We start from the raw sequence: 19,841 nt of genomic DNA, 5'->3' as shown, positions 1-19,841 counted from the left end.
GTGTCGACGGCGGATCGCCGCTAGCGCCAGGATATCGGCAGTCGCGGCGGGCAACAAGCGCGCGCCCCTGCGATGCCGTTTCGGCCGGATCAGTTCGGGCCCGCGGCCTGCAGCCCCTCCTGGTCTTCCTCGTCGTCCGCGGCAGCGCCCTCGTCCACCGCGCCCAGCAGGAGCCGGGCATCGGCTTCGGGCAGCGCCTCGACGGCCTTCAAGTTCTTGAGCATGGCGCGGGTACGGACTTCCGTCTGGCCGATCTTGTTGCTGGCGGTGTCCAGCGTCTTCTTGACGCTGGCCAGGGATTCGCCGAACTTGCCGAATTCCGTCTTGACCGCGCGCAGCACCTGCCAGACCTCGGACGAGCGCTGCTCGATGGCCAAGGTGCGGAAACCCATCTGCAGGCTGTTCAGCAACGCCGCCAGGTTGCTGGGGCCGGCCACGTTGACGCGCAGGTCGTGCAGCTTGTCCAGCAGGCCCGGGCGGCGCAACACCTCGGCATACAGGCTTTCGGTGGGCAGGAACATGATGGCGAAGTCGGTGGTGTGCGGCGGCGCCACGTACTTCCCGGCGATCAGGCGCGCCTGCAATTCGACCGCACGGCCCAGCGCAGCCCCGGCGTTCTTCACGCCTTCGGTGTCCGCGGCTTCCTGCGCGTCCATGAGGCGCTCGTACTCTTCCTTGGGGAACTTGGCGTCGATCGGCAGCCAGACAGGTTCGCCGCCGTCGCCGCGTCCCGGCAGGCGGATGGCGAACTCCACCACCGCGTCGCTGCCCGGCACGGGCTTGATATTGCTGGCGTACTGGTCCGGCGTCATGTTGTCCTCGATCAGCCTGGCCAGTTGCACTTCGCCCCAGGTGCCGCGCGACTTCACGTTGGTCAGCACCCGTTTCAGGTCGCCCACGCCGGCAGCCAGCGCCTGCATTTCGCCCAGGCCCTTGTGCACGGCCTCCAGGCGGTCCGACACCAGCTTGAAGGACTCGCCCAGGCGCTGCTCCAGCGTGGCGTGGAGCTTTTCGTCCACGGTGCGGCGCATTTCATCGAGCTTGGCGCTGTTGTCGGTTTGCAACGATTGCAGGCGCTGATCCACCGTGGCGCGCACTTCCATCAGGCGCCGCTCGTTGATCTGGATGAGGCCCTGCAACTGCTCGGAGAAACCTGCGGCGAAGCGCGCCAGGGATTCCGCCGACTCCGCGCGCGCGGCCTGGGCATCGCGCGACAGCCCGGCGCGCAAGTCGCCATGCGACTGCGACAGTTCCACCCGCAGGGCGCGCGTGGAGTCCGCGAATTCGCTGCGCAGGCCGCGCTGGCCTTCCGCGATGTCGGAACGCAGCGCGCGCTCGGTCCGCTCCAGGCTTTCCAGCAGCGCGTCGAGCCGGTCGTCCCTTGCGGGCGGGCGCAGCCAGGCCAGCAAGGCCGCCAGAAAGGCCAGAACAGCGCCGCCCGCGGCGATCCAAAGCAGATGAATGTCGTTCAAAAGATGCGTCTCCAAAGCCGGGATTGTAGGACTCCGACCACGTCTTCCCAGGTAAATCCGACCGAGATTCGGCATCTGGCGGACTCATGCTCCGGCTCAAGGATTAAACTTGGGAGCATCCAAACAGGCTTGATCTCCTCTTGAACCCCGCAGATCCCCCCCTCTGTACGCCCGCGGCGTCTTTCCAGTCCATCTTCGGGCCGCTGGACCTGAACGCCGCCACGCCGCTCGCCTCCGGCCATGACCGGCACATCTTCCAGCACCCCAACATGCCGTCCTTGCTCGTCAAGGTCATGGACATGCGCGCCCGCGCGATTTACCTGGAAGCCCGCCCGTTCAAGCGCTGGTACAAGCAGTACCAGCGCGAAAGCGCGTACCGCGTCTACCTGACCGAACTCTACGAATACGTCACCACCACCACCCGCCCCTCGGGCGTATGGCAGGTGCCCATGGCGCGCATACTCGGCGTTGCCCAAACCACCCTGGGCCTGGGCCTGGTGGTCGAGAAAATCCGCGACGCCAACGGCAACATCGCTCCCACCGTGACGGACCTGGCCAGGGCGGGCAAGCTGGACGATGCCCTAGGCGCGCAGCTGGACGAATTCTTCCAGGACCTGGCCGACGCCCACGTGGTCCTGCACGACGTCTCCGCCAGCAATATCGCCTGCGGCCTGAACGCAGACGGCAAGCAGGGCCTGTACCTGATCGACGGCTTCGGCGGACTGCCCCTGATTCCGATCTATGCCTGGAGCAAGCGCCTGAACAGCCGGCGCGTCCAGCGCAAGTACGCGCGCATGCGCGCGGCCCTGGCCGAGCGCATCGCCAACGGCACTGTCTGAAGCGCCCGCCCAGACCGCGACCGCGCAGGTCAGTTACGGCTGCGGAGCCTGCCGCAGCACCACGCCCTGGCGGTCCACCCAGACATAGTCATGGCCGGCGCGCTGTCCGCGGCGCAACGGATTGCGCGTGCAGAAGGCGGCGTAGCCCGGGTCGACAAAGCGGTAGTGCAGATGTTCGTCCCGCCCCAGGGGTATGCCCAGGCGCGTGGTGCAGATCAGGGCCTCGGGCGATTCCCCCACATCCTCCACATACAGTGCCTGCGGATCGAAACGGCGCGCGTCCCAGTCCGGCACTTTCAGGCCCAGCGCCCGGCACAGCAGGGTCTGGCCGGCGCACAGGCCGGAGACCGGCCGCGGCCGCCCCTGCGCATCCGGATTCAACTGCAGCATGCGGGCCAGCGCCTGCGGTCCGGACAGCGTGTCCGTCCAGGGATAGGCGGATTTGATCAGCACGGCATTGCCCGGCCCGCCGGCGCTGAAGTTCAGCGAATCGCCGCCACGGGCGTAGTACATGTAGACCGTGCCGCCGTCCATGAACAGGGCCCGTCGCTTGTGCGTGTACCCCAGCGACGCATGGCTGCCCTTCTCTTCCAGGTAATAGGCTTCGGTCTCGATGATGCGGGCCGACAGCCACAGGCCGCCCACGCGGTGCCGGATGACCTTGCCCGGCAGCTCGCGCGCCAGCTGCAAGGCGTCGCGGTCGAAAAAGGCGTCGGGCAATGCCTGGCCGGCAGCGCCTGGCGCCTGGCCGGACTGGGCCCGCGCCTCAGGCGAACCGTTCGCCGTAGCGTTTTTCGCTGAAGCCAACGCTCACCTCGCCATCGGGCGTGACCGTAACCGGGCGGCGCACCAGCGCCGGGTACTCGGCGATCAATTGGCTCCACTGGGCATCGGTGTGCGCCGTCTTGCGATCTTCGGCCAAGTTGCGCCAGGTCATGGACGTGCGGTTGACCAGCTTTTCCCAGCCGCCGACCTGGTCCGCCCAGGACTTCAGCGTGGCCGCGGGCACCGGGTTGTCGCGGTAGTCCACGAACGCGTGGGCGACGCCATGCGCGGTGAGCCAGTCGCGCGCCTTGACGCAGGTGCTGCATTTGGTCAGGCCGTACAGGGTGGTTTGCTTCATTTGGATTCGGACTCCTTGCGCCATTGCATGCGGTTGGCCAGGATCACGCAAGTGCCGACCGCCAGGATGAATAGGGTCGCCAGCGCGTTGATCTCGGGTTTCAATCCCAGGCGCACCCGCGAAAAGACTTCCATAGGCAGCGTGCTGGAGCTGGGGCCGGACAGGAACGAGGCCAGCACCACGTCGTCCAGCGACAGGGTGAAGGACAGCAGCCAGGCCGAGGCGAGCGCCGGGGCGATCAGCGGCAGCGTGATCTTGAAGAACACGGTCATGGGCGTGGCGCCCAGATCCAGCGCAGCCTCTTCCAGCGAACGGTCCAGGTCACGGATGCGCGTCTGGATGACGACCGCGACGAAGGCCATGCACAGGGTCACGTGGCCGACCCAGATCGTGAAGATGCCGTTCTCCGCGGGCCAGCCCAGGCTGCCGCGCAGTTCCACGAACATCAGCAGCAAGGAAATGCCCAGCACCACTTCGGGAATGACCAGCGGCGCGCTGAGCATGCCCACGTACAGCGCGAAGCCGCGGAAGCGCCCCATGCGGCCCAGCACGTAACCGGCCCAGGTGCCGATGATGACCGCAGCGGTGGCGGTCATGGCGGCGATGCGGAACGACAGCCAGGCCGCGCGCAGCAGCGCGTCGTCGTTGAACAGCGAGTGATACCAGCGGAACGAGAAGCCGGTCCAGGACGTGACGGTGGGCGACTCGTTGAACGAGAACACCATCAGGCTGATGATGGGCACGTACAGGAAGAAGTACCCCAGCCCCAGCACCACGGCGCGCAAAGTCTTGTTGGGCCCGTTCATTTGCGGCCTCCGCTCGCCTGCTCCTGCTGCTTGACCTGGTTGTATTGGAAGACCACCAGCGGCACCAGCAGCAACAGCACCATCACGCAGGTCACGGCAGAGGCCATGGGCCAGTCGGCGTTGTTGAAGAATTCATTCCACATCACGCGGCCCATCATGAGCGTATTGGCGCCGCCCAGCATTTCCGGAATCACGTATTCGCCCACTGCCGGGATGAACACCAGCATGGCGCCCGCGATCACGCCCTGGCGCGACAACGGCACGGTGATCTGCCAGAACGCCTGCCAGGGCTTGGCGCCCAGGTCGTAGGCGGCTTCCAGCAGGCGCAGGTCCATCTTCACCAGCGTCGCGTACAGCGGCAGGATGAAGAAAGGCAGATAGGCGTAGACCATGCCGATATAGACAGCGACGTCGGTGCGGTAGATTTCCAGCGGGCTGGAAATGATGCCCAGGCCCTGCAGCAGGTTGTTGAGCAGGCCGTCGTTGCGCAGGATGCCCACCCAGGCGTACACGCGCAGCAGCAGCGAAGTCCAGAACGGCAGGATCACGCCCAAGAGCAGCAGGTTGCGCACCGCGGGCGACGAACGCGCGATGTAGTAGGCGATGGGATAGCCGATCAGCACGCAGAAGAGCGTGGTGATGGCGGCTATCTTCACCGAATTCAGGTAAGTGGCGAAGTACAGGCTGTCCGTGAAGAGCAGGATGTAGCCGCGCAGGTGCAGGCTGAACTGCACCGCCTCGTCCTTGAATTCGGCCAGCGAGGTATACGGCGGAATGCCGAACTTCAGCTCGGCGAAACTGATCTTCAGGACCAGCAGGAACGGCACCAGCAGGAACAGCACCAGCCAGGCGAACGGCGGCACCACCGCCAGCGCCCGGCCCGACGGCAACCAGTCGCGGGGCGAAAAGCGGATCATGACGCCAGCACCGTGGCGCTGTCGGCGTCCCAGCTGACGAAGATCTCTTCGTCGATGCCGGGCGCATCCATCTGGACCAGCAACTGGCTGGGCACGCTGGCCTCCACCGTCTTGCCGGAATCCAGGCGGATCTGATAGAGCGCGTAGCTGCCCATCCACGCCATGTGGCTGACCATGCCGTGGGCCCAGTTGTATTCGGCCTCGGGCTGCTCGCGCGACACCACCAGCCGTTCAGGCCGGATGGAGACGTGCACTTCCATGCCCAGCGGCTCGCTCACGCCATGGTTGACGAAGAGCGGACGGGTCAGTTCGCCGCACTCGATGGCGACGTGATCGGGCTCATCGACCACGATGGTCCCGGTGAACATATTGGTCGAACCGATAAAGCTGGCGACGAAGCGGGAATTCGGAAAGGCGTAGACGTCCTGCGGCGTGCCGCATTGGACGATCTGGCCTTCGGTCATGACGGCCAGGCGGTGGGCCATGGTCATGGCTTCTTCCTGGTCGTGCGTGACCATGATGCAGGTCACGCCGACCTGCTCCAGGATCTTCACCAGTTCGATCTGGGTCTTCTGGCGGATCTGCTTGTCCAGCGCGGACATGGGTTCGTCCAGCAGCAGCAGCTTGGGCCGCTTGACCAGGCTGCGCGCCAGCGCCACGCGCTGCTGCTGCCCGCCCGACAACTGGTTGGGTTTGCGCCGCGAATAGCCGGCCATCTGCACCAGGTCCAGGGCTTCGAACACGCGGTCATGGATCTCGGCCCGGTCCACGCCTTCCTGCTTCAGGCCGAAGGCCACGTTGGCCTCGACCGTCATGTGCGGGAACAGCGCGTAGGACTGGAACATCATATTCACGGGCCGGCGGTACGGCGGCATATGGGTGATGTCCTCGCCGTCCAGGAAAATCTGGCCCGAGGTGGACTCCTCGAAGCCCGCCAGCATACGCAGCAGGGTCGACTTGCCGCTGCCCGAACTGCCGAGCAGGGCGAAGATCTCGTTGCGCTTGACCGAGAGATTGACGGAACGGACGGCGACCACATCGCCGAAGATCTTTACGACATCGGAGATCCGGACGAACTCGTCCGGATCGGCCGAATGCTGCGCCGAGTAACGGCTATCGCTCATGATGACTTATCTTCCAGACTTCAGCTCGGACCACATCCGGTTTTGCAGGCGTTGGATGTTCAAGGGCAGCGCCTTGATCACGTACAGGGTCTTGGAGACCTCCGCCGGCGGGTAGATCATGGGATTGTCCGCCACGTCCTTGACCACGTACTGCCGCGCCTCTTTGTTGGCGTTGGGGTAGAACATGGTGTTGGTGATGGCCGCGTGCACCTTGGGCGTTTCGATGTAGTTGATGAAGGCCAGCGCCTCTTCGGGATGCGGCGCATCCTTGGGGATGACCATCAGGTCGAACCAGGCGGGCGCGCCGCCCTTGGGAATGAAGTAGTTCACTTCATACGCCTTCTTGGCGTCCTGGGCGCGCTTGCGGGCGATCATCACGTCGCCGGAGAAACCGTAGACCATGCACAGGTCGCCCACGGCCAGCTCGTCGATGTAGCCCGACGAGCTGAACTGGCGGATGTACGGGCGAATCTTCATCAGCACTTCCAGCGCGGCCTTGTAGTCGTCCGCGTTGGTGCTGTTGGGATCCTTGCCCAGATACTTGAGCACGGCCGGGAACACCTGGGCAGCCTCGTCCAGCATCGAAATGCCGCACTCTTTCAGCTTGGCGGCGTTCTCGGGCTTGAAGATCATGTCCCAGTTGGCCAGGTCCACGCCATCGCCCATGATCTGCTTGACCTTGGTGACGTTGTAGCCCAGGCCGTTGGTGCCGTAGCCCCAGGGGATGGCGTACTCGTTGCCGGGATCGACGGTGGCGACCAGCGCCATCACTTCGGGATCCAGGTACTTCCAGTTCGGGATCTTGGACTTGTCCAGCTTCTGGAACAGGCCGGCCTCGATCTGGCGCGAGGCGTAATGCGTGGACGGGACAACGACGTCATAGCCCGATTTGCCGGCCAACAGCTTGGCCTGCAGGGTGTCGTTGCTGTCGTAGACGTCATAGCGGACCTTGATGCCGGTTTCCTTTTCGAAACCGGGAATCGTGTCCGGAGCCGTATATTCGGCCCAGTTGTAGACGTTGACGACCTTGTTCTGCGCCATCGCTGCCGAAGAGGCCGCCGTGACCAGCATCGCCCCAAGCGCCAAGCGCATACCCGCCCGTAGTTTCATCACCAGCCCCCTTGCGTTATGCCGTATGTGACAGGAGTACCAAAAGGCGAAATGATAAAGCTTTTTAGCGCTGACCTGCCCAACTTTGCCGGCTAATTGGCGCGATTCGGGCCTGATGGCGGCAATTGGCCGCCCGCGCCCGGTCAGGGCTGGATTCCCACGCCCCAGGCCGTCCAATAGCTGTCGCGCAGGCGCAGCCAGAAGCGCTCGCCCTCTTCTCCGGCCACCTTGCGCAGCGAGCGGCGCAGGCGATCCAGATTGCCCTGGCGCTGCCGATCCGACAGGGAGCCTTGCGTGCCACGGTCGAAATCGATCAGCCAGACGCGGCCGTCGCTGCCCACCAGGATGTTGAAGGCGTTGAGGTCGGCATGCCAGACGCCGACCCGGTGCATGCGCACGATGGCCTCGGCCGCTGCCTGCCAGACCGGCTCGGCCAGCACCTGGGCCAGGGGCCGCACGCCGGGGATGCGCTCGACCACGATGGCGGCGCGGTAGATCGGGCCCTGCCGCCAGTACGCGGCAGCCAGCGGCGCAGGCACCGCCAGGCCCTGGGCGCGCATGGCGGCCAGCAGGCGGTATTCGCGGAAGCTGCGGGTTCGGGCCTCGCCGTTCCAGAGATAGGCGTCACGGCTGATGCGCGCGATCATCCCGCCGCGGCGGTAGCGCCGCAACACGCCCTGCCAGCCCGCGCCCTGCACGAACCAGGCCGCCTGGCGCCCGCCGGCGTCCACCGGCCGCGCCCGCTCGCCGTAGTGCGCAGGGTTGAACAGGTCCGGGCCGGCCTCGACCAGCCGCGAGGGATCGCTCAGCATGGCTCCGCCCAGCGGGCCGGACCAGGCCTGGCGCCGCTCGCCGGATCGGGAATCGTCTTCAGCCTTCACGGTTGCGCATCCAGTCGGCCACGCCATAGAAGGACTGCAGCAGGCGATCCACCAGGGCCGGTTCTATGCCCTGGTCTTCCATGGCCCGGCCGATACAGGTGACCCACTGGTCACGCTCGACCTCGCCGATCGAGAACGGCAGGTGCCTGGCGCGCAGCCGCGGATGGCCGAAGCGTTCTATATAGTGGTCCGGACCGCCGAAGTAGCCGCAAAGAAACCAGAACAGCTTGTCGCGCGCCTGGTCCAGGCTGGGGCCATGGGCGGCGCGCAGCTCTTTCAGGTCGGGCTCCATGTCCATCAGGTCATAGAAACGGTCCACCAGGGCGCGCACGCCCGGCTCACCGCCGAGTAGGTCAAAAATACTGCTGGAATTTTCCACGGGTTCGGTAATCGTATGGATGCGCGTCGGCATCAGGTTTCTCGTAGGGTGACCAGGGGCGGCGTGCGCAACACGCCGCGCAGGGCCAGGGCGCCGCCGGCCCAGGCGCCCAGCATGCCCGCAGCAATGCCCGCCAGCCACGGCCAGAGGCTGAGAGTAATAGTGAAATCAAAGACCTGCGTTGACAAAGCCCAAGCGATCGCGGTGGCGCCAGCCGCCGCCAGCAGGCCGGCCAGGCCGCCCACCGCCCACAGCTCGATGCGCTGCGAACGCGCCAGCTGGCTGCGGGTCGCGCCCAGCGCGCGCAGCACGGCGGCTTCGCGCATGCGCTCGTCACGCGTGGCGGTCAGCGCCGCGGACAGCACCAGCACGCCGGCCGCCAAGGTGAACAGGAACAGCAGCTGCACGGCCTTGCCCACCTCGTTCAGCACGGACTGCAGTTGCTGCAGGATGGCGCCCACGTCGAACACGGTCAGGTTCGGGAACTCGCGCACCAGCGCGGGCAGGACCGAGGCCTTTTCGGGCGGCAGGTAGAAGGAAGTGATCCAGCTTTGGGGCATGTCGGCCAGCGCGGCGGGCGTCAGGATGGCGAAAAAATTGACGCGCATCGTATCCCAATCGACCCGGCGCGTGCTGGTCACGGCCACCTCGACCTGCTGGCCCGCCACGTCGAAGGTCATCTTGTCGCCCAGCGCCAAGCCCAGCGTCTTGGCCAGGCCGGACTCCAGCGACACCTCGGCCGCGCCGGGTTCCAGCCAGCGGCCCTGCTCGATGCGGTTGGACGAGGGCAACTCGTCGCCATAGGACAGGTTGAACTCGCGGTCCACCAGGCGCTTGGCGCGGGGCTCCTCATAGTCGTCCGGCCCCACAGGCTTGCCGTTGATGGCGATGAGACGGCCGCGCACCATCGGCGCCAGCGCGATCCGTCCCAGGCCTTCGCGCGTAAGCGCGTCGGTCACGGCCTGGCGCTGATCCGGCTGCACATTGATGAGGAAGCGGTTGGGCGCGTCCGGCGGCAGGGTCCGCTGCCAGCCCTGGATCAGGTCGGTACGCGTCATGGTCAGCAACAGCAGCGCCATCAGGCCCACCGCCAGCGCGCAGACCTGGGTGATCGTGGCGGCGCGCCGGCGCACCACGCCGGCCAGCGCGAAGCGCAGCGCAGGCAGCCCAGCTGCCAGCCGGCGCACGCGCGCCAGGCCCAGGATGCAGAGCCAGGCCACCAGCGCGAATACGGCGAAGGCGCCCAGGAAGCCGCCCGCCACCACCCCGCCCAGCTTCGCGTCGCCCGCAAACCACCAGATCAGCAGGGCGAAGCCCGCAGCGCCCAGGACATAGCCCAGAGCACTGCGCGCGCTGAGCGAGTCGGCGTCGCGCCGCAGCACCCGGGCAGGCGGCACGTGACGCAGCTGGGCCAGCGCCGGCAGGGCGAAGCCCAGCAACAGCAGCAGGCCGGTCAGCAGTCCCTGCAAGGCCGGTATGGCCGAGGGCGCGGGCAAAGTGGTATCGATGAGCGAACCCAGCAGCATCACCAGCACCTGGTGCACCGCATAGCCCAGCAGGCAGCCGGCGGCCGACGAGAACAGGCCGACCAGGGTGAATTCCAGCGTCAGCATGCGCGACACCTGCGACTGCACCGCCCCCAGGCAGCGCATGACCGCGATGCCGTCGCGGTGGCGCGTCATGTAGCGGCCGGCCGCCAGGGCCACGGCCACCGCCGATATCAGCACCGCCAGCAACGCGACCAGCGACAGGAAGCGCTGCGCCCGGTCCAGTGTGCGGCGCACTTCCGGACGGCCGGACTCCAGGGTGGCGACCTTCTGGCCGCGCTTCAGGTTCTGCTTGAGCCAGGACGAGTAGCCGGCCACGGCGTCCGGCTGGCCGGCTACCAGCATGGCATAGCCGATGCGGCTGCCCGGCGCGATCAGGCCGGTCGCCGGCAGGTCGCTGGCGCGCAGCAGCACGCGCGGCGCCACGTTGATGAACTGCATGCCGCGGTCCGGCTCATAGGTGATCACGCGGTCCACGCGCAGGTGGGCGTCGCCCACGTTCAGCAGGTCGCCCACCTTCAGATTCAGCAGGGACAGCAATTGCGCGTCCACCCAAACCGCGCCCTCGGGCGGGATGTCGCGTGTCGCGGCATCGGGTTCGAACGGCGCGCCGGCCACGCGCAAGGCGCCGCGCAGCGGATAACCCGGCTCCACGGCCTTCAACGCGGCCAGCTGGGCGCCATCGCCTGCACCCACCATGGACGGAAACTGCCAAGTGCTGGACACGGCCAGGCCGCGTTCGCGGGCCTGGTCCATGAAGGCCGCCGGCACCGGCTCGTCGGCGTCGAGCACCAGGTCGGCGCCCAGCATCTGTCCGGCATCGCGTTCCAGCGCCCGGCCGACCCGGTCCGCCAGGAAGCCGACGCTGGTCACCGCGGCCACCGCCACGACCAGCGCCAGCACCAGCAGCCGCAGCTCTCCGGCGCGGGCGTCGCGCATCATCATCCTGGCGCCTTGGCGCAAGGTGGACCAAAAACCGGGGCGCCTGGCCCGTGAGATATCAGGGAAATCCATCATTCCACAATGTTAACCAACGGCCTGAATCGAGGCTGAATCCCGATATCATCCCGGGGCGGGAGGCAGAGCCACCCATAAAGATACTCAAAACCTGGAGAAGACGATGCGTAAATCCTGGCTTGCCGCCACGATTCTGGCCGCCTGCACGGCCGCAACCGCCCTGCCCGCCGTGGCGCAGAACACCTTGAAGATGGCCTACGCGCTGTCCACGTCCTCGCACTACGGCGCCGGCGCCGACGCGCTGGCCAAGTCCATCGAAGCCTCCACCGGCGGCAAGTACAAGGTACAGCAATTCGCCAACAGCGCGCTGGGCGGCGAACGCGAAGTGATCGAAGGCCTGCAGATCGGCACCATCGACCTGGCCATCGTGTCCACCGGCGCCACGCTGAACTTCGTGCCCGAAACCGGAGTCTTCGACATCCCCTTCCTGCTGCGCGACCTGCCGCATGCCCGCAACGTGCTGGACAGCAAGATCGGACAAGATATGCTGGCAAAGTTCCCCAGCCGCGGCATCGTCGCCCTGGCCTGGGGCGAACAGGGCTTCCGCCACCTGACCAACAACGTCCGCCCGGTCAAGACGCCGGCCGATGCCAAGGGCCTGAAGATCCGCACCACCGAAAACCCGATCCACATCACGGCATTCCGCCAGATCGGCATCCTGCCCACCCCCATGGCCTGGCCTGAAGTCGCCACCGCCCTGCAACAAGGCACCATCGACGGCCAGGAAAACCCGCTGTCGGTGATCACCTCGGCCAAGCTGGCGCAAATGCAGAAATACCTGTCCTTGACCGGTCACGTCTATGGCCCGGCCCTGGTGCTGATGTCAGCCAACATGTACGACGGCCTGTCGGCCGCGGACAAGGCCAACTTCGACAAGGCCGGCAAGGAATCCGCCCAGGCCATGCGCGCCTACGTGGACAACATCGAGAAGACGGGCGTCGAGCAACTGAAGAAGGAAGGCATGCAGGTGTCCGAAGTGGACCGCGCCGCCTTCGCCGCCGCTGTCGAGCCGGCCTACCCCGAGTACTACAAGAAGTTCGACAAGAAGCTGATCGACTCGATCCGCGACACCAAGTAAGCAGGGCCCGCCCCGACCCGGGGCGCATTCCCCTGGCGGCGGGATCCGGGTCCCGCCGCTTTTGTTTCCATCCTTTGCGTACACCGCCAACGGGATTCATCATGCGTTTGCTCTGCGCCTTCGACCGCGGCCTGTTCAAAGTGGTCTCGGTCTTTGCCCAACTGCTGCTGGTGGCCGCCGCGGCCGCCGCCTTCTACCAAGTCATCGCGCGTTTCGTGCTGCACTCTCCCGCCGACTGGAGCGAGGTGCTGACCCGCGCCCTCCTGATCTGGACCGTGCTGCTGGGCGTGGCCCTGGCCTTCCGCCACGGCGCCATGATCAGCGTGGAGCTGCTGCGCAACATGCTGGGCGGCACGCGCCGCCGGGTGCTTGAAGCCGCTATCGGGCTGATCTGCGCCGGATTCCTGGGCTTTCTGGCCTGGATCGGCGGCAACATGACCTACCGCGTGCGCTTCCAGAACGTGCCCAGCCTGGACATTTCGATTTCCTGGATCTACCTGGCCATCCCCGTGGGCGCCACCCTGGCCGCCATCGCCGTGCTGGCCCGCTGGTGCGCCGGCGAGGAAGACGACGTGCCGGTGCGCAACGACGCCCAAGGCTGAGCCGCCCTCCATCGAACATAAGCAGCAGATATCGCCATGTCCCAATTAATGATTGTCTCGATGCTGATTTTCTTCGGGCTGTCCGTGCCGGTCGCCGTGTCGATCGGCCTGGCCAGCCTGGCGGGAGTCGGCGCCTCCGGCCTGCCCTGGCTGGTGGTGGCCCAGCAGCTGTTCGCGGCGCTGGACAAGTACCCGCTGGTCGCCATCCCCTTCTTCATCCTGGCCGGCAACCTGATGGAAGCCGGCGGCATCTCCGAACGCATGGTGGAGTTCGCCAAGAGCGTGGTGGGCGGCATCCAGGGCGGCCTGGCCTGCACCTGCGTGCTGACCTGCATGATCTTCGCCGCCGTGGCCGGCTCCAGCGTGGCCACTACCTTCGCGGTGGGCGCGATCCTGATTCCCGCGATGATCCGGCACGGCTACCCCGCGCCCTTCGCCGCCTCATTGCAGGCCAGCGCGGCGGAACTGGGCGTGATCATCCCGCCGTCGATTCCGATGATTCTGTTCGCCGTGTCCACCGACACCTCGACCGGCGAACTGTTCATCGCCGGCGTCATGCCGGGCATCCTGATCGGCGTGGCGCTGATGTTCTACGTCTGGATCTACGCCAAGCGCAACAACCTGGGCAAGCGCGACGGCGAAGGCCGTCTGCCGCTGTGGCCGGCGTTCAAGAGCGCGTGGCTGGCGCTGCTGATGCCGGTCATCATCCTGGGCGGGATCTACGGCGGCGTGTTCACGCCGACCGAGGCCTCGGTGGTGGCGGTGATGTACGCAGTGGTGGTGGGCAAGTTCATCTACCGCCGCCTGAGCTTCAAGCAGCTGTCCGAGACGCTGCACAAGTCGGTGGTGTCGACGGCCGTGATCATGTTCGTGATCGCCAACGCCGGCATCTTCAGCTTCCTGCTCAACCGCGCCGGCATCCCCGACGCGCTGGGCGTGTGGCTGGCGCAGATCTTCGACACCAAGTTCAGCTTCCTGATGGGCGTGAACGCGGCGCTGTTCGTGATCGGCATGTTCATCGAGACCTCGGCATCCATCGTGGTGCTGGCGCCCTTGCTGCTGCCGGTGGCGCTGAAGTTCGGCGTGGAGCCGGTGCACTTCGGGATCATCATGGTGGTGAACCTGGCTCTCGGGATGATTACGCCGCCGTTCGGCGTGAATCTTTTCGCGGCTTGCGCGGTGGCTAAGTTGCCGTTGGAGAGGTTGATCAAGCCGTTGATTCCGTTTGTGGGAGTGGTGATTGTTTGCCTGATGGTGATTACTTATTGGCCGGGGTTGTCGCTGGGGCTGCGGGATCTGGTCTACGCGAAGTAGCTTCTTTCGTTTGGCTTGGCGGGCTTGGCTTCTTCGTAGGCCGCTCGCCGGCGCGGACGCCTGAGGGGCGAGCGCCCACGATCGCGGTCCGGAGCGTTCGCTCCGGACTGCCCCATCCTCATCCTCGTCCTCGCCTTCGGCGACTCCTTCGGATTCCGTCGGGCGCATCGAGGTTGCTCGCCCCTCAGGCGCCCGCGCCGGCGAGCTATCGAATTCTTGGCCTGTCGCACTGCTAGACCCGTGGTTGGTGACGGGTCTTGCGTCGCTCGCTGCTTGCGGCCGCGCGGGCGGCCGCAAGCAGCATACGTGTGGGTGGTCGTCGTGGCTGTCTGCGCTTGCGCGAATGCGGCGAGCTGCTTGCTAATGGCACCGGCATTGGGGGTGTGGGCGGTGATGGGTGGCGCGCGGCGCGCAGCCGCTTGCGCATCCAGATCCGTTCGCGCGCGCCACCCATCCGGCGGTGGAGTTGAAATGACGATGTTGGCCCATCTGTACTTATTGGCGCCGCAGTTGAAATTCCAATTGTTCGCCAACTGCGTATTGCCATCCAAAATTGGCCACCAACAGCGCGCAGCGCCATCACAAATCGCAAGACGCCGCGTAAGCCCCACGAGGCCGCCCGGGCGGCCGGCATGGGGCGGGCCCCGCAAGACCCGCCCCCCACCACTGATCGTGGAAAAAATGCCAAGAACTCTGCCCGCCCCCGCTAACGCCAAGTTTCAAACGCCAGAGCCAGCCGCGCCGTGGGCCTGGGGCGAGCGGGGCGTCGATAAGCCCGAGGGAATCGGAAGGAGTCGCCGAAGGCGAGGACGACGATGACGACGGGGCAGTCCGGAGCGAAGGCTCCGGACCGCAATCGTTGCCCCGCTCGCCCCAGGCCCACGGCGTGGCTGGCGCCTTAAGAACCAGGTCGCAACAAGCAAACAACTATCAGGCCGCCTGAACCACATCCCAAGTCACCGCATGACACCGCAGCTGACGTCCGCCAACGCTCGCAACCACCGGCGCCTCCACCTTGCACTGTTCCCGCGCCATCGCACACCGAGGATGAAACGTACACCCAGACGGCGGCGAAATAGGATTCGGCACCTCACCCCCCATCGGCTCCCGATCCCGCCGCGGTTCGTCCAGGTCCGGAATCGTATCCAGCAGCATCCGCGTATACGGATGCTGTGGCGAGTCGAACAGCTGATCCGCAGGCGCCTGCTCCACGATGCGCCCCAGATACATCACCGCCACGCTGTCCGACACGTGCCGCACCACCGACAGGTTGTGGCTGATGAACACATAAGTCAGCCCGAACTCCTTCTGCAGATCCCCCATCAGGTTCAGGATCTGCGCCTGCACCGACACGTCCAGCGCCGAGGTCGGCTCATCGCACACCAGGAATTCCGCCTCCGTCGCCAACGCCCGCGCAATCGAAATCCGCTGGCGCTGGCCGCCGGAAAACTCATGCGGGAAGCGGCCCGCGTCGCTGGCGGACAGGCCCACCAGTTCCAGCAGCTCGTCGACCCGCCGCCGCGTTTCCGCCGGCGTGGCCCGCAGGCCCAGCGTCGTGATCGGTTCGGCTACGATATTGCCCACCCGCCAACGCGGATTCAGGCTGGCGTAGGGATCCTGGAAGATCATCTGCGGATGCAGCACCCCGCCCTTGCGATTGCGCCCGTAGCGCAGCGCTCCGCGCGTCGGCGCCACCAGGCCCACCAGCAGCTTCGCCAGCGTGGACTTGCCGCAGCCCGATTCGCCCACGATGCTCAGCGTCGTGCCGCGCGGCACGGATAGCGACACCCCGTCCACCGCCTTCAAGGTCTGCTCGGGCTGGCGCGACAAGGTACGTTCCAGCCAGGGCGGCGACACGTCGAACCAACAGGCCAGGTCATCGGCCCGCAACAACACATCATCGTTAAGCGGCATGGGCGACTCCTCCTTGATGCAGCCAGCAGGCGCTGACGGTGGCGCCGGCCGGAGATGCGGCCAGCGGCGGGCGCTGCTGGCCGCAACGCGGCCCCGCCATCGAGCAACGCGGGTGGAAAGCACAGCCGTCGGGCATGGCGTGCAGGCGCGGCATGGCGCCGTCGATCTGGTTCAGCCGGGCAGCGCGCTGGCGCAGGCCGGGAATCGCATTCATCAGGCCCTGCGTGTACGGATGGCCCGGGCGGCGCAGCACGTCCAGCACTGGTCCGATCTCGACGATGCGGCCCGCGTACATCACCGCCACGCGATCCGCGGTTTCGGCGATCACGCCCATGTCGTGCGTCACCAGCAGCACAGACGTGCCCTGTTCGCGGCAAAGGCGCCGCAAGAGCGCCGTGATCTGCGCCTGCACCGACACGTCCAGCGCCGTGGTGGGCTCGTCGGCGATGATGAGCGCTGGCCGGGCCGCCAGGGCCAACGCGATCACCACGCGCTGGCGCATGCCGCCGGAGAACTGGTGCGGATAGTGGTCGATACGCTTGTCCGCCGCCGGGATGCCCACGGCCAGCAACAGCTCCAGCGCCCGCTGGCGCGCCGCCTGCGCCGTCACCTTGTCATGGTGGCGGATCGTCTCGACCAGTTGGTCGCCCACACTGAACAGTGGATGCAGGCTGGTCAGCGGATCCTGGAAGATCGCGCCGATCTCCTTGCCGCGCAGGCGCTGGCGCGCCTTGGGCGGCAGGTTGTCGATACGCCTGCCCGCCAGGTGGATCTCGCCGCCGCCCAGCCGCCCGGGCGGCTCCAGCAGGCCGATCACCGCCATGCCGGTCAGCGACTTGCCGGCTCCGGATTCGCCGACCATGCCCAGGATCTCGCCCGGCTGGATGTCGAAACTGATGTCGCGTGTGGCGACCAGGACGCCGTGGCGCGTCGGGAACTCGACCGACAGGCCGCGCACGGACAGGGTCGGCGCGGTGTTGGCGGCGGCCGGCGGCTGCACGGTGTTGGGTACGATGGCCATCATGACGAACTCCTTGCGGGACGCGGATAGCTGGAGGAGAAAATCTGCTCGGCCGGCGGATGGCCCCAGGTGCGGTCGGGATAGCGGGCCACCAGCCCGTCGAACTGCGTCTGCGCCTGCTCTTGCGCCAGGCGCGCATCGAAGCCGGGGATGCGCCCGTCCACCATCACGAAGCGGCCGTCGATCACCACCTGTGACACGTCGCGCCCGCTGCCGCTCACCATCAGCGTCTGGATGGGATCGATCAGCTGGCCGTTGCGATCGTGCGAAAAATCGAACACCACGATGTCGGCCTTGGCGCCCACGGCCAGCCGGCCCAGGTCCGGACGGCCCAGCGCGTCCGCGCCGCCCACCGTGGCGGCGTCGTAGTAGTCCTCGGAGCGGACCGCCTCGGTCGAGCCGTCGGCCACGCGGCACAGCATCATCCCCACCTGCATGTTCAACACCATGTCGGGCGGCCAGGTGTCCGTGCCCATGCCGATGTTCACGCCCAGCTTGCGATAGCGCGCGAACGATTCCAGCGTGGCGCCGTGACGGCCCGACACCAGCGGGCAATGCACGATGCTGGCGCCGGCGTCGCGGATGATCTCCAGGTCGCGCCCGGGCCGGTCAATATGGCGCGAGCCCGATACATAGGTGCCGTGCGGCAGCAAGGCGCGCTCCGACAGGAAGTCCAGGCTTTGCAGCCATTCCGGCGGGCTCATGCCGTGCTTCTCCAGCACCAGGTCGTACTCCAGGCGCGACTGGCAACAATGCAGCCGGATCGGCATGTTCCGCTCGCGAGCCGCTGCGGCCGAGGCGCGCAACAAAGCCGGCGTGCAGGTCTCGATGCGGTCGGGCGACAGCATGGCGCGCACGCGGCCGTTGTGCCGGCCTTCGATCTCGTCGCAGAAAGCCAGCGCGTCGGCCAGGCCCGCCATGCCGCGCGCCTCGTCGTAATGGCAGCGGATCTTGCCGCCCGCGTCCACATAGGTATGGCCGCTGCGATAGGCCGGCCCCAGGTAGACGCGCAGGCCCAGCTCGCCGGCGGCGTTGGCGGCCGACAGGAACTCGTCGCGGGTCTCGCCCCACACCCGGTAGAACAGCGACGCGATCGGAAGCACGGTCGTGATGCCGTTGCGTATCAGCTGGGCAAAGGCATAGCGCTTCTGGAACGCCAGTTCGGCCGCCGTGTACATCTCGTACGGCCCCTGCTTCATATAGGTCTCGGGCCAGACGCGGCCCTTCTTCCAGGCGGGCGAATTGTCGAAGCCCAGGATGGTCGTGTCCAGGTCGGACAACGCATCCAGGTCGACGAAACCCGGGCCGATCAACGCCCGGCCGTAATCGCGGCGTTGCGCCACCGGCCCCGGGTAGCGGTGGCCGACGTAGACGATGCGGTCGCCCTCGAACACCACCTCGCCGTTCTCGTACAGGCAATGGCGGCCGTTCTCGTGGCCCACCACCCAGCGGGCGGTCAGCAGGATGGGACCTTGCGGCGCGCTCATCACGGCGCCTCCACCAACGCGCGGCCGTCGCGCGCGACCACGCGTCCGCCCTTGACGACCAGCTTGCGCACCGGACGCGAGACAATCGCTTCGGCCACCGTCTCCGCGTCTACCAGCACGAAGTCGGCGCGACAACCCGGCTCGAGGCCATAGTCGGACAGTCCCATGACCTGCGCATTGCCATAGGTGGCCACGTGCAGCGCCAGATCCAGTTCGTCGTCGCGGCGGAAGTTGTTGCGCAGGCCGACCAGCATGGTCCGCTCCAGCATGTCGGGCTTGCCATAAGGACCCCAGGTATCGCGCATGCCGTCGTTGCCCGTGCAGACGGTGACGCCGGCCGCGTGCAGCTTCGCCACGCTGGGCACCGGCCGCGAGGCCGAACCCGTGGTCATGATGTGCACGCCCGCCTTCAGCAAGCCTTCCGTCAAGGCCTGCACCGCCTGGGTGTCGGGCATGCCCAGACAGAAGGAATGCGACAGCGTGACCTTGCCCTGCATGCCCAGCGCCAGCACCCGGTCTATGGTCATCTGCATCGAGAACGCACCCAATTCGCCCGCTTCGTGCAGATGGATGTCGATGGGCTTGCCGTGCTTCTCGGCCAGGCCGAAGATCGCGTCCAGATGGCCCTTGGGATCGCGGTCCATGCCGGCCGGGTCCAGCCCGCCCACCACTTCCGCGCCCATGCGCAGGGCCTCGTCCATCAGTTCCAGCGTGCCGGGCCGGATCAACAGCCCGCTCTGCGGGAACGCGACGATCTCCACATCGATCTGGTCGCGGTACTGTTCGCGCGCACGCATCACCCCTTCGATCGCCCCCAGCCCGATGTCCGTGTCCACGTCCACATGGCTGCGGATGTGGCTGGTGCCGTCGCCAATCGACATCACCAGCTGGCGCGCCGACTGGCGGTAGGGGTCGATGCCCAGGCGCTTCTTCTCGGCGCGCTCGTTCTCGATCTTGTCGATCAGGCGCGGGCCGACCTCGTTGCGGTACCAAGGCATGCCGTACATGGTCTTGTCCAAGTGCGCGTGGGCATCGATCAGGCCGGGCAGCATCAGCGCGCCGCCTCCGTCCAGGATCTCCACCCCGGCGGGCGCGGGTCCGCCCAGCGCCTGGATGCGGCCGTCGCGCACCAGCACCGAGGTCATCTCGCCACCCGCCGGGCGGACTTGGGTATATAGCGTTGCGTTTTCCATGGTTCTACTCTTGTCGG

At 66.7% G+C, this 19,841-nt stretch carries 18 protein-coding genes; 4 read left to right on the top strand and 14 right to left on the bottom strand.

The window, feature by feature from the left end:
• Nucleotides 1-89: 89 nt before the first annotated feature.
• Nucleotides 90-1,472, bottom strand: a complete 1,383-nt coding sequence (gene rmuC / locus AXYL_RS09930) for a DNA recombination protein RmuC (protein ID WP_013392658.1) — start codon at nucleotides 1,470-1,472, stop codon at nucleotides 90-92.
• Between the two features lie 140 nt (nucleotides 1,473-1,612).
• Here rmuC and AXYL_RS09925 point away from each other — a divergent pair, with 140 nt between their 5' ends.
• Nucleotides 1,613-2,311 (top strand): PhoP regulatory network YrbL family protein, encoded by a 699-nt coding sequence (locus AXYL_RS09925; RefSeq protein WP_013392657.1) that lies wholly within the window; start codon nucleotides 1,613-1,615, stop codon nucleotides 2,309-2,311.
• Between the two features lie 33 nt (nucleotides 2,312-2,344).
• Here AXYL_RS09925 and AXYL_RS09920 read toward each other — a convergent pair whose 3' ends face one another.
• From AXYL_RS09920 to AXYL_RS09880, 9 genes are all read right to left on the bottom strand, one after another.
• Nucleotides 2,345-3,031, bottom strand: a complete 687-nt coding sequence (locus tag AXYL_RS09920; RefSeq protein ID WP_013392656.1) for a DNA-3-methyladenine glycosylase — start codon at nucleotides 3,029-3,031, stop codon at nucleotides 2,345-2,347.
• A gap of 46 nt (nucleotides 3,032-3,077) precedes the next feature.
• Nucleotides 3,078-3,434, bottom strand: a complete 357-nt coding sequence (locus AXYL_RS09915) for a Spx/MgsR family RNA polymerase-binding regulatory protein (protein ID WP_013392655.1) — start codon at nucleotides 3,432-3,434, stop codon at nucleotides 3,078-3,080.
• A complete protein-coding gene (locus AXYL_RS09910) occupies nucleotides 3,431-4,240 on the bottom strand; it encodes an ABC transporter permease subunit (protein WP_013392654.1) in 810 nt (269 codons plus the stop codon). The genes AXYL_RS09915 and AXYL_RS09910 overlap by 4 nt, the downstream gene beginning before the upstream one ends.
• A complete protein-coding gene (locus tag AXYL_RS09905) occupies nucleotides 4,237-5,157 on the bottom strand; it encodes an ABC transporter permease subunit (protein WP_013392653.1) in 921 nt (306 codons plus the stop codon). Before AXYL_RS09905 ends, AXYL_RS09910 begins: the two co-directional genes overlap by 4 nt.
• Complete coding sequence (locus AXYL_RS09900; protein WP_013392652.1) at nucleotides 5,154-6,281, bottom strand: ABC transporter ATP-binding protein; 1,128 nt, start codon at nucleotides 6,279-6,281, stop codon at nucleotides 5,154-5,156. The genes AXYL_RS09905 and AXYL_RS09900 overlap by 4 nt, the downstream gene beginning before the upstream one ends.
• Nucleotides 6,282-6,287: 6 nt before the next feature.
• On the bottom strand, nucleotides 6,288-7,391 hold the full coding sequence (locus AXYL_RS09895) for a polyamine ABC transporter substrate-binding protein (protein WP_013392651.1): 1,104 nt from the start codon (nucleotides 7,389-7,391) through the stop codon (nucleotides 6,288-6,290).
• 143 nt (nucleotides 7,392-7,534) lie between these two features.
• Nucleotides 7,535-8,299 carry a 3-deoxy-D-manno-octulosonic acid kinase gene (locus tag AXYL_RS09890; protein WP_167555689.1) on the bottom strand — a complete coding sequence of 255 codons (765 nt, stop codon included), beginning with the start codon at nucleotides 8,297-8,299 and terminating at the stop codon, nucleotides 7,535-7,537.
• Entirely contained in the window at nucleotides 8,262-8,684 is a 423-nt protein-coding gene (locus tag AXYL_RS09885) for a group II truncated hemoglobin (protein WP_013392649.1), read from the bottom strand. The genes AXYL_RS09890 and AXYL_RS09885 overlap by 38 nt, the downstream gene beginning before the upstream one ends.
• On the bottom strand, nucleotides 8,684-11,215 hold the full coding sequence (locus AXYL_RS09880) for an ABC transporter permease (protein ID WP_041653087.1): 2,532 nt from the start codon (nucleotides 11,213-11,215) through the stop codon (nucleotides 8,684-8,686). The genes AXYL_RS09885 and AXYL_RS09880 overlap by 1 nt, the downstream gene beginning before the upstream one ends.
• 103 nt (nucleotides 11,216-11,318) lie before the next feature.
• Here AXYL_RS09880 and AXYL_RS09875 point away from each other — a divergent pair, with 103 nt between their 5' ends.
• The 3 genes from AXYL_RS09875 (at nucleotide 11,319) to AXYL_RS09865 (ending at nucleotide 14,209) form a co-directional block, all read left to right on the top strand.
• On the top strand, nucleotides 11,319-12,293 hold the full coding sequence (locus AXYL_RS09875; protein WP_013392647.1) for a TRAP transporter substrate-binding protein: 975 nt from the start codon (nucleotides 11,319-11,321) through the stop codon (nucleotides 12,291-12,293).
• Between the two features lie 101 nt (nucleotides 12,294-12,394).
• Complete coding sequence (locus AXYL_RS09870; protein WP_013392646.1) at nucleotides 12,395-12,895, top strand: TRAP transporter small permease; 501 nt, start codon at nucleotides 12,395-12,397, stop codon at nucleotides 12,893-12,895.
• A gap of 36 nt (nucleotides 12,896-12,931) precedes the next feature.
• Nucleotides 12,932-14,209, top strand: a complete 1,278-nt coding sequence (locus AXYL_RS09865; protein ID WP_041653078.1) for a TRAP transporter large permease — start codon at nucleotides 12,932-12,934, stop codon at nucleotides 14,207-14,209.
• Nucleotides 14,210-15,139: 930 nt separating this feature from the next.
• Here the strand turns inward: AXYL_RS09865 and AXYL_RS09860 are convergent.
• From AXYL_RS09860 to AXYL_RS09845, 4 genes are read right to left on the bottom strand one after another with little or no spacing between them, the layout of a single operon-like run.
• Nucleotides 15,140-16,123, bottom strand: a complete 984-nt coding sequence (locus AXYL_RS09860; protein WP_013392644.1) for an ABC transporter ATP-binding protein — start codon at nucleotides 16,121-16,123, stop codon at nucleotides 15,140-15,142.
• Nucleotides 16,113-17,147, bottom strand: coding sequence for an ABC transporter ATP-binding protein (locus tag AXYL_RS09855; protein ID WP_013392643.1), 1,035 nt, complete (start codon nucleotides 17,145-17,147; stop codon nucleotides 16,113-16,115). Before AXYL_RS09855 ends, AXYL_RS09860 begins: the two co-directional genes overlap by 11 nt.
• Nucleotides 17,144-18,631, bottom strand: coding sequence for an amidohydrolase family protein (locus AXYL_RS09850; RefSeq protein ID WP_013392642.1), 1,488 nt, complete (start codon nucleotides 18,629-18,631; stop codon nucleotides 17,144-17,146). Before AXYL_RS09850 ends, AXYL_RS09855 begins: the two co-directional genes overlap by 4 nt.
• Nucleotides 18,631-19,824: an amidohydrolase family protein gene (locus AXYL_RS09845; protein ID WP_041653072.1), complete on the bottom strand. Its 1,194-nt coding sequence runs from the start codon at nucleotides 19,822-19,824 to the stop codon at nucleotides 18,631-18,633. Before AXYL_RS09845 ends, AXYL_RS09850 begins: the two co-directional genes overlap by 1 nt.
• Between the last annotated feature and the right edge of the window lie 17 nt (nucleotides 19,825-19,841).

This window comes from Achromobacter xylosoxidans A8, assembly GCF_000165835.1.
In the GTDB taxonomy this organism is placed as follows: Bacteria; Pseudomonadota; Gammaproteobacteria; order Burkholderiales; family Burkholderiaceae_B; genus Achromobacter; species Achromobacter xylosoxidans_B.
This window is presented reverse-complemented; position numbering and strand designations above follow the sequence as displayed.